At 71.1% G+C, this 11,525-nt stretch carries 10 protein-coding genes; 2 read left to right on the top strand and 8 right to left on the bottom strand.

Features of this window, described 5'->3' with window-relative positions:
• Positions 1-75: 75 nt before the first annotated feature.
• The 5 genes from ACFUN8_RS34955 to ACFUN8_RS34935 form a co-directional block, all read right to left on the bottom strand.
• Positions 76-993 carry a sirohydrochlorin chelatase gene (locus tag ACFUN8_RS34955; protein WP_383646817.1) on the bottom strand — a complete coding sequence of 306 codons (918 nt, stop codon included), beginning with the start codon at positions 991-993 and terminating at the stop codon, positions 76-78.
• A 95-nt stretch (positions 994-1,088) separates the two neighbouring features.
• On the bottom strand, positions 1,089-2,129 hold the full coding sequence (locus ACFUN8_RS34950; protein WP_383646814.1) for an N-acetylglucosamine kinase: 1,041 nt from the start codon (positions 2,127-2,129) through the stop codon (positions 1,089-1,091).
• A complete protein-coding gene (locus ACFUN8_RS34945) occupies positions 2,126-2,800 on the bottom strand; it encodes a uracil-DNA glycosylase (protein ID WP_383646812.1) in 675 nt (224 codons plus the stop codon). The genes ACFUN8_RS34950 and ACFUN8_RS34945 overlap by 4 nt, the downstream gene beginning before the upstream one ends.
• A 122-nt stretch (positions 2,801-2,922) precedes the next feature.
• On the bottom strand, positions 2,923-3,834 hold the full coding sequence (locus tag ACFUN8_RS34940; RefSeq protein ID WP_383646809.1) for an aldo/keto reductase: 912 nt from the start codon (positions 3,832-3,834) through the stop codon (positions 2,923-2,925).
• 228 nt (positions 3,835-4,062) lie between these two features.
• A complete protein-coding gene (locus ACFUN8_RS34935) occupies positions 4,063-5,484 on the bottom strand; it encodes an FAD-dependent oxidoreductase (protein ID WP_383646820.1) in 1,422 nt (473 codons plus the stop codon).
• Positions 5,485-5,685: 201 nt separating this feature from the next.
• On the opposite strand from ACFUN8_RS34935, the gene ACFUN8_RS34930 reads away from it, so the two are divergent.
• Positions 5,686-6,456, top strand: a complete 771-nt coding sequence (locus ACFUN8_RS34930) for a DUF6214 family protein (protein ID WP_383646807.1) — start codon at positions 5,686-5,688, stop codon at positions 6,454-6,456.
• A 30-nt stretch (positions 6,457-6,486) separates the two neighbouring features.
• Here ACFUN8_RS34930 and ACFUN8_RS34925 read toward each other — a convergent pair whose 3' ends face one another.
• Positions 6,487-7,164: a DUF305 domain-containing protein gene (locus ACFUN8_RS34925; protein ID WP_383646805.1), complete on the bottom strand. Its 678-nt coding sequence runs from the start codon at positions 7,162-7,164 to the stop codon at positions 6,487-6,489.
• Positions 7,165-7,353: 189 nt separating this feature from the next.
• Here ACFUN8_RS34925 and ACFUN8_RS34920 point away from each other — a divergent pair, with 189 nt between their 5' ends.
• Positions 7,354-8,853 carry an LVIVD repeat-containing protein gene (locus tag ACFUN8_RS34920; RefSeq protein ID WP_383646803.1) on the top strand — a complete coding sequence of 500 codons (1,500 nt, stop codon included), beginning with the start codon at positions 7,354-7,356 and terminating at the stop codon, positions 8,851-8,853.
• Between the two features lie 51 nt (positions 8,854-8,904).
• Here ACFUN8_RS34920 and ACFUN8_RS34915 read toward each other — a convergent pair whose 3' ends face one another.
• Both ACFUN8_RS34915 and ACFUN8_RS34910 read right to left on the bottom strand, forming a co-directional pair.
• Positions 8,905-9,525, bottom strand: coding sequence for a TetR/AcrR family transcriptional regulator (locus ACFUN8_RS34915; protein ID WP_383646800.1), 621 nt, complete (start codon positions 9,523-9,525; stop codon positions 8,905-8,907).
• 513 nt (positions 9,526-10,038) lie between these two features.
• Entirely contained in the window at positions 10,039-11,385 is a 1,347-nt protein-coding gene (locus ACFUN8_RS34910) for a M14 family metallopeptidase (RefSeq protein ID WP_383646798.1), read from the bottom strand.
• Between the last annotated feature and the right edge of the window lie 140 nt (positions 11,386-11,525).

Below are 11,525 nucleotides of genomic sequence, written 5' to 3'. Positions count from 1 at the left end.
GCCCGAGAGATCGGGCCGTCCGGCGATCGAGGACGTATCAGGACCGGCCACCGGGCCGACCCGGAGCTCCGCAGGTCAGTGCGCCGGCGTCTGCGTCTGCGCCGAGATGCCCAGCGCGCTCGTGTACTGCGAGAGCACCAGCTTGCCGACCGCCGGATACGCGCCCAGCGGCTCGGACGCGGCGCAGTCCGCCTCCTTGAGAGCGACGTCGAGCAGCCCCTCGGGCAGCTCGGGTCCGATCAGATACGGCGCGAGCGCCAGCTGTGTCGAACCGGATCCACGCAGCTGCTCGGCGATGGCCGAGACCGCGCCCTCGTCGTCCAGCGCCGCCGCCATCACCGGCACGGCGAGGCGCGCGGCCAGCAGCATCCCGGTGATCCCCGCGGCCTGGACCGCCTCCTCGCCGCCCACCGTGGCGAGGATGATGCCGTCGGCGGCCGTGGCCACAGTGAAGAGCCTCGCCCGGTCGGCGCGGGCGAGCCCGGCCTCCGACAGACGCACGTGCAGCGCCTCGGCGAGCAGCGGGTGCGGACCGAGGACCTCGGTCATCTCCGCCACGGCCTTGCTGTCCACAACGGCCTGACGTATCCGCCTGACCAGGGAGTTGTCGGGACCCGCGAGCAGCGGCACGACAACGGCCGAGATGCCCTCGGGCTCGTTGACCTCACGGCCGGCGGCCTTCGCGAGCTCGTAGCGCTCGACACGCTGCTCGGCGGTGAGGGCCAGGATGGTGCCCAGCGCCGGGTACTCGTCGTCGTCGCCGTCCAGATAGCCGATCCGGGCGTCGAGGCCCGGCAGCTCGGAACGCGCGATGCTGACGACCTCCTCGCCGAGGTTCCGCACCTCGGCGCTCGGGGCGCCGGGCATGGCCAGCACAAGCGTGGGCGCGCCCTCGGGCGCCGCCACGGGTTCGGGTCGACGGTGCCGCCCCGACTGTCGAGGTCGAGGCATTCGTACAGGCAGGCCGGGTGCCGGCCCAGTGGGGGAGCTCATGGCGCCGAATGCTACTGGTTTTGTGGGGTCGGCTGTTCGGGGAGGGTCCGGTCGCGCGTCATCTGTCCATATTTTTTCGATATGCTGCTTACTGTTTATTCGTCCCGCTCTGTCGGGACGGACAACAGTCGTCCGTCGCACGGCAGTCGAAGCGAACCGGTCGCGAGGGCCGCCGCGATCCGCAGCGCCCCCGCCAGCGGATCACCTTCCGCCGACACCGTCCTGGCGCGCGGCAGCCGCTCGGCCAACTCCGCCCGCAGCGGTACGAGCAGCGGGTCGCCCATCTTGAACAGCCCACCCGTCAGGGCCACTTCACACCCCCCGGCCTGCGGACACACCGCGACGGCCGCGTCCGCGATCTGCCGCGCGGCCTCGTCGAGGATGTGCGCGGCGACCGGGTCGTGCGCCGCGCAGCGGGCCACCTCGGGGGCGAAGGAGGCGAGCACGGCGGGCCGGTCCGTACGCGGATAGACGGCCCCCGGCATTTCCGACGCGGGGCCGAACACGGCTTCCATCCGGGACAGCAGTGCGGCCGAACCGCCGCGCCGCCCGTCGTACGCGCGCATCGCCGACTCCAGCCCCGCCCGGCCGATCCAGGCACCGCCGCCGCAGTCGCCGAGCAGATGTCCCCAGCCGTCCGCGCGCTGCCAGCCCGTCAGGTCGGTGCCGAGCGCGATCATGCCCGTACCGGCGGCGACGACGACACCCGGACGCTGGCCGAGCGCCCCCGCGTACGCGGTGACCGCGTCGGCGGCGAGCCCCAACCGCCGCACTCCCAGCGCGCTTTCCAGCGCCGCGGGCAGTTCGGCGCGGAGCCCGTCGCCCAGTGTCGCCATGCCGGCGGCGCCGATCGCGACGGCCACCGGCGCGTCCGCCGTATCCGCGCCGGCGCGCGCGAGCAGCGTCTGAACGGCGGGCAGCAACTGCTTCAGCAAATGGTCCGGATCGATGCCCGACGGGCCGGTGCGGACCGGCTCGGTGGACACGGTGGTGCCGATCGTCCGGACCACCGGGCCGCCGCTTGACGAAGCGCCTGACGAAGCGCCCGCCGAGGCGTCCGTCGGAGCGTCGTCCGTCGAGCCGAGGGCGACGCGCAGACCGGACCCGCCCGAGTCGACGCCGAGTACGCGGCTCACGGCAGCGGCCAGTCGACGGGCTGCGCGCCCTGCTGGACGAGGAGTTCGTTGGCGCGGCTGAACGGACGCGAGCCGAAGAAGCCCCGGTCCGCCGACATGGGGGAGGGGTGCGACGACTCGATCGCGGGCAACTGGCCGAGAAGCGGGCGCAGATTGCGGGCGTCGCGGCCCCACAGGATGGACACCAGCGGCTTGTTCCGCGCGACCAGCGCGCGGATGGCCTGCTCGGTGACCTCTTCCCAGCCCTTGCCCCGGTGCGCGGCCGGTTTACGGGGAGCGGTGGTGAGCGCCCTGTTGAGCAGGAGCACACCCTGGCGGGTCCACGGCGTCAGATCCCCGTTGGACGGCCGGGGGGCCCCGATGTCCGCGTGCATCTCCCGGAAGATGTTGTCCAGGCTGCCCGGCACCGGCCGTACCTCCGGCGCGACGGAGAAGCTCAGGCCGACCGCGTGCCCCGGGGTGGGATACGGATCCTGGCCGACGATCAGGACGCGGACGTCGTCGAACGGCTGCTGAAAGGCGCGCAGCACATTCGGGCCCGCGGGTAGATAGGTGCGTCCCGCGGCGATCTCCGCGCGGAGGAAGTCGCCCATAGCGGTGATGCGTTGGGCCACCGGGGCGAGGGCGTCGGCCCATCCGGACTCGACGATTTCTTTGAGTTCACGTGCCACGGTGCGTCACTCTAATGCGCCGTCGGACTTCGCGATCAACGAACCGGCCAAGGACCGCCGCCCCGCTGCCCCGTCGGCCGGGCGGGCGGCCGAGGACCGCCGCCCGCCCGCCGGGCGTCCGTCTACTCGCCGGAGCCCCGGTCCGACCCGAGGAGGGCGATCTCCTCGGCCGAGAGCCGGATCGCGCCGACCGCCACGTTCTCGACGAGATGGTCCGGATTGCCCGTACCGGGGATGGCCAGTACGTGCGGGCCCTGCGCCAGCGTCCAGGCCAGCCGGATCTGTGCGGGCGACGCGCCGTGCGCCCGGGCGACGGCGAGCACCGTCTCGTCCTCGGCGGCGCCCGCGCCCTCCTCCCGGCTCCCGCCGGCGATCGCGAAGAACGGTACGAAGGCGACGCCGAGTTCACCGCACTCCCGGAGGAGATCCTGCTCGGCGCCGGGCGCGTCGACGCTGTACGCGTTCTGCACGCAGACGACGGGCGCGATGGACCGGGCCTCGGCCAGCTGCGCGGAGGTGACGTTGGAGACACCGAGATGCCGGACGAGCCCGGCCTCGCGCAGCTCGGCAAGTGCCCCGAAGTGCTCGGCTACCGAGTCGGTCGTCCAACTGCGGGGGAGGCGCAGATTCACCACGTCGAGGTGGTCACGGCCGAGCTGGCGCAGATTCTCCTCGACCTGACCGCGCAACTGCTCCGGCTTCGCCCACCACCAGTCGCCCGAAGGGTCCCGGGCCGGCCAGACCTTGGTGCTGATGACCAGGTCGTCGGGGTACGGAGCGAGGGCCCGGTTGATCAGCTCGTTGGCGGAGCGCGTCGGGGAGAAGTAGAACGCGGCGGTGTCGATGTGGTTCACGCCGAGTTCGACGGCGCGCCGCAGCACGGCGAGGGGCCTCTCGCGATCGCTCCGGCCGTCGGCACCGAAGGGGGTGCCGCCGGTCAGCCGCATCGCGCCGAACCCGACGCGGTTGACGGACAGATCGCCGAGCTTCCAGGTGCCGGCGGACGCCGCCGGACGCGTACTCGGATCAGACATGGGTCTCCTCTGCGGGACGGGACGGGTGAGCCGTTCGGGAGGGCGGCCGGGCCGCGCCGGCGGGAGCCGGCTCCGGGCATGCCGAAGAACGCCGAGGCGCGTGGAGGCACGCCCAGGCACGCCAAAAAGCCTCCACCGGGGGATCGGAATCCGTGCCGGAGGAGGCTTGAACGACACCGTACTTTAGCAGTCCGGGCGCGCCCGGCGGGCGGGAACGCGGCAGTTCGGCTACGTACCGGACGGCCCCCGCTCGCCTCGTGCGGCCGTGAGCAGGCCCTCCCAGTCCGGGATCTTCACCGACCGCCGTCCCAGCGATGCCCCCAGCGCCGCCTCCGCGTCCTCGATCGCCAGCCAGCCCGGCCATTCGACCGGGCGGTGCCCGGCCGCCCGGAGCGCGTCGAGCGGGTCCGCCGTGATCCGGCGCGCCGACAGCAGCGGCGCGTCCGCGAGGAGCGAGACGACCGTCTCCTTCGCGCAGGCGCGGTTGGTGCCGATCACTCCCGTCGGTCCGCGCTTGATCCAGCCCGCCACATACTCGCCGGGCGACGCCACGCCGTACCGCAGCACCCGGCCCGCCAGCTGCGGCACCGTCCCCGCCGTCTCGTCGAAGGGCAGCCCCGCGATCGGCACCCCCCGGTAGCCGACCGCCCGCAGGACGAGCCCCGCCTCGATCTCCTCGTACGTTCCGGTGCCCCGCACCCCGCCCCGCTCGTCCGGCGCGGTGCGTTCGAACCGTACGGCCGTCACCCGTCCGTCGGTCCCGAGCAACTCCACCGGGCGCAGGAAGAACCGCAGATGGATACGGCGCGGCCGGCCCTGGCCGGGCCGGTCGGCCCAGCCGCGTACGACCTCGACGTTGCGTCTGTTAACGGCGGCAAGCGGGAGCGGCGCACCGGCGGCCGGGCCCTGGACCGCGCCGTCAGCCGTGGATCGGGCCGGTGGCCGGGCCGGGGCGTACGCCGGATCGAGCGCCAGGTCGGCGGGCTCCACCCGCACCTCCGCCGCGGGCAGCGCGCCCAGTTCACGCAGCTCCTTGGTGGTGAACTTCGCCTGCGACGGACCGCGCCTGCCCACCATGTGCACGTCCCGGACCCCGCTCCCGGCCAGCGCGCCGAGCGCCCGGTGCGGCACGTCCGTCGGACGCAGGTCCTCCGCGCCACGCGCCAGGACGCGTGCCACGTCGACGGCGACGTTGCCCACGCCGATCACCACGACCGAGCGCGCGCCGAGCCCGAAATCGGCGGGCGCGGCGTCGGGGTGCGCGCTGTACCAGGCGACGAAGTCGGTCGCCGAGCGGCTGCCCGCCAGCTCCTCGCCGGGGATGCCGAGCCGGCGGTCCCGGGCGGCGCCGACGCAGTAGACGACCGCGTGGTAGAGCCCCAGCAGCCGTTCGGGTGTGAGGCCGTGCGCACCGACCTCCACATTGCCCAGGAACCGGACACGCTCGTGCTCCAGCACCGAACGCAGCGTGTTCTGGAGCGACTTGATCTTCTCGTGGTCCGGTGCGACGCCGTAGCGCACCAGTCCGTAGGGGGCGGGGAGCCGGTCCAGGACGTCCACCAGGATGCCGGGGAGCAGCGGCTGCCGGACGAGGGCCTGGGCGGTGTAGACCCCGCTGGGGCCCGATCCGACGACGGCGATGCGCAGCACGGCGTACTCCTTCCGGCAGGAGGCTTCCAGCATCGCACCGGGGCGCGGCGCCGGGGAGTACGCGGCGCCGTCGGCTCGCGGGAGACGGCGCGGGTGGGGGTACGCCAGTGCGCTGACCGAGTGCGATGCGCGCCGGGGCGGGTGTGCCACAGGGGCAGGGAAGAATTGCCTGATTAAGTGGTGAATGTGTCAGAACTTGAGATGACTTCCGCCGCTGAGCCCACGGCACCTGTCTGGCCCCGTTGGGAGGTGCAGGGGTACGGCACGGTCACCTGTGATTCGCCGCCGGGTGGCCGGTGCGAGCTGTCGCGGCACGAGCTGGTGCCGCCCTGGGTCGACATCCGTCTGACGTTCGCCGACGGGGCCCGCGTCGATGTGCTCGCCGTCCTGCGGGACGGGGTGATCGCGGTCGAGGACGCACAGGCGGATCCACCGCTGCCCCTGGACGATCTGACCGAGCTGGGCGCCTGGATCGAGGCGCCGCTCGCGTACGCCTGCCGGGCGGTGGCGGGACAGCACCACGTGGAGTCCGACCCGCTCACCGACGACGACCTGCTCACCGACGACGCCCCGGCCACCGACGCCCCGCTCACCGACGACGGCGCCCTCACCGACGACAACGCGATGCCGGCGGCGGTGGCCGTGACGGAGGAGGACGAGGGGTACGAGTACGAGGGCGACCCCGCCGACTCCGACACCGACGCGGGGCTGCTCGACGCGCGGCTTCCGGACTCACCCCTGCTGGAGGAGGAGCCCACGCCCGGCGGCCGGCACCGCGCCGACGACCCCGCGTCGTCCGACAGCGCGGACCGGCGCGGGGTGGCGGAGACGTACCGCAGGGCGCAGCAGTTGGGCCAGGACCCGGTCCTCGCGGTGATGTGCGCGACTGGGTACGGGCGGCGCAAGTCGCTCAGCCTGATCGCGAGCGCCCGCGACGGGGGCTATCTGACACCACGTCACCGCCGCCGCTGACGCCATGGCGTGCGGGACGGCGGGCGCGCGTTACAGCGAGCGCATCCGGTTGATCTCGGACGTCTGCTGTGCGATCACATCGTTCGCCATCTCTTCGAGCTGGACGTTGTTGCCGCCCGAGAGGGCTTCGGTCGCCATCGTGACCGCGCCCTGGTGGTGCGTGACCATGAGGTCGAGGAAGAGGCCGTCGAACGCCTTGCCCTTCGCCGCGCGCAACTTCGCCAACTGGGCTTCCGTGGCCATGCCCGGCATCGTCATCGCGCCGTGCTCGTGGCCGCCTTCCTTCTCGGCCTTCTTCTCGCCGCCGTTGAGCTTCACCCAGCCCTCCATGGCGGCGATCTCCGGCTTCTGCGACGCGGCGATGCGCTCGGCGAGCCGCTTCACCTGGCCGGATCCGGCGCGGTCCGGGGCGAGTTCGGTCATCACCAGTGCCTGGCTGTGGTGCTGGATCATCATCGTCGCGTAGCCGAAGTCGGAGGAGTTGGGGGTGTTGTCCGGTATCTCCTTCGCCGCCTCCTCCGGGGAGAGCGTCCGGGACTTCTCGCCCGGTTTGCCCGGGGCGACCACCTGCCCCGTGGCCCCGCTCCTGGTCTCACTCTTCTTGCCGTCGTCGCCCGAGTCGCAGGCGCCCAGGGCGAGTAGAGCGGCCACGGCGGCAACCGCCACGACGGGCCGGAGGACACGTGGACTCCTGGTCCGGATCAACACGATGGCCTCCTGTGGTACTTGACGTGTATCGGGCACGTTGTTAGGCACTTTCCTAACACGCTTCCGGACGCGAGTGATCAAAAACTTTCATTACATCTAGGTTGCCATCTGTTGAGATGTACATGTGAAGGACGATACTGCCGAGGTCCGTAAGCCGTTCAACTGGGAACGGATACAAGGGAGGACGCAGTGACTTCGTTGCACACCACCCGCGTGCGCCGTAGACGTCTGGGCGTGGCAGCAGCCGCTGCCGCCGGGCTCTTCGCCACGCTGCTGGCCGCCGGACCGGCGGCCGCCACACCTGACCCCGGTGACAAGCCGGCCAAGGAGCAGACCTCCAAGAGCCAGCAGGCCGAGGCCAAGAAGGCCATCGAGAACAACGACATACCCGGCGTGGACGAGATCATCCACAGCGACAACATGTCGCTCGTCACCAACGTCCCCAAGGAGCACCTGAAGGGGACCAACTCGGACATCGCCTTCCAGGGGAAGTACGCCTTCTCCGGCAACTACGACGGCTTCCGGATCTTCGACATCAGCAAGCCGTCGAAGCCGAAGACCGTCGCGCAGGTCCTGTGCCCCGGCGGTCAGAACGACATATCCGTCTCGGGAGACCTGCTCTTCCTGTCGACGGACGCCTCGCGCAGTGACAACTCCTGCTCCAGCGTCGCCCAGCCGGCCACGGAGAAGTCCTCCTGGGAGGGCATAAAGATCTTCGACATCAGCGACAAGCGCAACCCCGAGTACGTCGCCGCTGTCGAGACCGCGTGTGGTTCGCACACGAACACGCTCGTGCCCGAGCGCAAGAACGTGTACGTGTACGTCTCCTCGTACTCGCCCAGTGCCTCGTTCCCGGACTGCCAGCCGCCGCACGACGGCATCAGCATCATCAAGGTGCCCCGCAAGGCGCCCGAGCAGTCGAAGATCGTCGACTTCCCGGTGCTCTTCCCGGACGGCGGCAACCCCGGCGCGCCCACCAACCCGGGCGTCTCGGCCACCACCGGCTGCCACGACATCACGGTGCTGCCCTCCAAGGACGTCGCCGCCGGCGCGTGCATGGGTGACGGCATCCTGTTCGACATCAAGAACCCGGAGCAGCCGAGGATCATCGACCGCGTCCAGGACAACGTCAACTTCGCCTTCTGGCACTCCGCGACCTTCAACCAGAAGGCCAACAAGGTCGTCTTCACCGACGAGCTCGGCGGCGGTGGCGCGGCGACCTGCAACGAGGAGATCGGCCCGAAGCGCGGCGCCGACGGCATCTACGACATCCTCGGCAAGGGCGACAAGCGGACGCTGGAGTTCAAGAGCTACTTCAAGATCGACCGCCCGCAGGCGGACGCCGAGGTGTGCGTGGCGCACAACGGCTCGCTGATCCCGGTCAAGGGCAAGGACATCATGGTCCAGGCCTGGTACCAGGGCGGCATCTCGGTCTGGGACTTCACCAACTCCTCGAAGCCGAAGGAGATCGGGTACTTCGAGCGCGGCCCGATCACCCTCGACCAGGTCACCACGGCCGGCCCGTGGTCGGCGTACTACTACAACGGCTACATCTACTCGAACGACATCGCCAAGGGTCTGGACGTCATCAAGCTCGACGACCGCCGGACGGACGAGGCGAAGCGGGTGAAGATGGACGAGCTCAACGTCCAGACGCAGCCCGACTACTTCGAGGACTTCCGCAACTGACCGGCGCGGCCGGCCGTTGACGCGGCCGGCCGGACCGGCGGTGCCATGAGGTCATGACGCGTTCCGCCGGGCGGGCTCCCCGCCCGGCGGAGCGGCGTACGTCGGGTCCAGACCGAACCGCAGGAACAGCTCGTCCCGCAGGCTGGGCAGCGGCATCCCGGCCCCCGGCAGCAGAATCGCGAAGACCGCGCCCATCATCAGCGCGCGCAGCAGCGGATAGTCGCTGTCCACGTCGTCCGACCCGTACCGCACCATCGTCTCGCGCAGCAGCTCCGCGAGGCGCTGCTGCTCGGCGCACTGGACGAAGCCGTCGGCCTGGAGAATGCCCGCCATATGGGCGCGCATCGCCACCGGATGGTCGACCGTGAGCCCGAGGACGGAGTCGATGGCACGCGCCAGCAGCTCCCGCCCGTCGTCGGTACGGGGCTCTCGCTCCAGGGCCGCCTGCAGGGTGCGGTGCATCAGCCGGTGCACGGCCGACTGGAACATCGGGCGCTTTCCGGGGAAGTAGTACGAGACCAGACCGCGTGCCGTGCCCGCCCGGTCGGCGATGTCGGCCAGGGTCGTCCCGTCGAAACCGCGCTCGTCGACGAGGTCCACGGTGGCTTGCAGGAGCCGTTCGCGGGAACGCCGACGAAGTTCTTCATTGACCGATGCGCTTCGGGGGGACATGCTGGACTCCCGCGTTGACTGGCTCTTAGCCAGTATACTCGGCACGTCCTCGGAGACCGCCCGTCGGGCCTGGTCGGCGAGGGTGGAAGCGGCCTGTCTTGGGCGACGCGGGGGATCGCCCAAGGCAGGCCACACATCTGTCGCCCCCTCTTCCGCGACCAGTGCGCCGGTCGTTAGGGCGGCGGTGGCGCTGCCGGCCGCCTGAATTTTCTGGCAATGCTCCGCACGGAGTTCAGATATGGGAACTCAGCGAGTCGGGTTTGGGCTCGCCACGGTGCGCATCCCCGCCGGGGAGATGCCCGGACGTGCCGGACGTCAGCGCCTGAGGCGGACGCACCCGATCCGCTCCGTCCATCGTGTGCGGCCCGCGGGCAGCCGCCTCGACGCAGTCGGTCGCTCCGGTGCCCGGTGGCACGCCCGCCGGGGACCGGAGCGACCGCGAAAGGCGGTGCCCGGTACCCGGCGGGCGGTCAGACGGTAACTGCCGCCGCCGTCAAGGATGGTGACGCTGCGTCAGGCCGCGCAGTACTGCGACTCCTTGCCGATGGACCGGTACATGCAGTCCGCGTTCTCCAGCAGTTGCAGGACCGCGTCCCGGTTGCGGCTCGTCTCGCGCTCGATCACCTCGTCGGGCGGGTAGAAACCGCCGCCGCCGGAACTGCCCGGGTACATCTCGAAGGTGTACGCGAAGACCTTCTGGTTGCCCCACAGCCAGTCGTCGATCGACCCGTCCGTGATGTAGAGGTCGCTCGCCTGCTCCGCGGTGTAGCCGTTGCTCGCGCCCATCTTCCCGCCGACCGCGGCGAAGGCGTTCCGGTCGTCGAGCGTCATGCCGGGAGCCGTGTTGGCCGTGGTGTAGCCGTACGGCCACAGCACCAGCTCGCTGTACGTGTGGAAGTCGATGGCCGCCTTGAGCTGCTGCTTGCCGCCGACGACCCGGCTGCGCGCGAAGTCCGCGACCACCTTGACCTCCGGCGCGGACTCGGCGCGCGCCCCCCGGTACGTCTCGGTGCCGGGGCTGCTCGAGGAGCCGCCGCAGCAGCCCCACTGGAAGGCCCAGTTGCGGTTGAGGTCCGTACCGACCCTCGACGAGCCGGAGTTGGGCTGCCGGTTCAGGCGCCAGCTGCGGTAGGAGCCGGTGGCGATGTCGTACTCGCCGCCGTCCGGGTTGACGTCCGGGACGATCCAGATCTCGCGGTTGTTCACGGCGTTGGTGACCCGTGAGTCGGTGCCGTAGGTGTCACCCAGCTCGCGTATCAGATACAGCGCCATCTCGACGGTGAGGTGCTCGCGGGCGTGCTGGTGGTGCGTGAACAGCACCTCGGGCTCGTTCTCGTCCGCCGTCACGTTGTCGCTGATCTTGACCGCGATGATGTCCCGGCCCTCGTAGCTCTTGCCGATGACGCGCTTGCTGATGAGGTTCGGGTGGGCGGCGATCCGCTGGTTGATCTCGGTGTTCATCTCGGCGTAGTTGTGATACTTCGAGTCGGCCGAGGGGAAGTCCAGCGGCTGGAGCGCCTTGCCGTTGGTCCGGGCGGGCGGCGCGGGCAGCACGTCGAGGTGGTAGCCCTGTGCGCGCAGCCGCTCGGCCTGGGCGTCGGTGGCGCTGACGACCGTGGAGCGCTCGCCCGCCTCGTCCACCGACACACCGGTGGAGGCGAGGGCGGTACGGGTCGCGACGTCGGTCACGCCGGGGACGTCGTACTGCCGGATCCGCTCCTCGGCGGCGACGGGGGACTTGGGCGCGCCCTTCGGATCCGGGGGCGCGGCCTCGGCCGTGAAGGGGACGGCCACGGCGAGCGCCAGCATGGCCGCGAGGGTGGCGGCCTTCCATCTGCTCTCGCGTACGCGAAGTCGCATGTTGTCTCCTGGGTGGGGGGTTCCCCGGCCGTGACGCGTCGTGTGCGGCGGCCGGTTGTTCGCGCACATCGTGGAGCGCTGGCATGACCTGGTCAAGTGGCGAACTTCGGCCATGCGCCGAGGCGGTCGGAGCGGACGCC

It is taken from the genome of Streptomyces sp. NPDC057307 (assembly GCF_042667665.1).
Taxonomy (GTDB): Bacteria; Actinomycetota; Actinomycetes; order Streptomycetales; family Streptomycetaceae; genus Streptomyces.
Note: the sequence above shows the minus strand (reverse complement) of the source record. Positions and strands in the feature narration are given on the sequence as shown.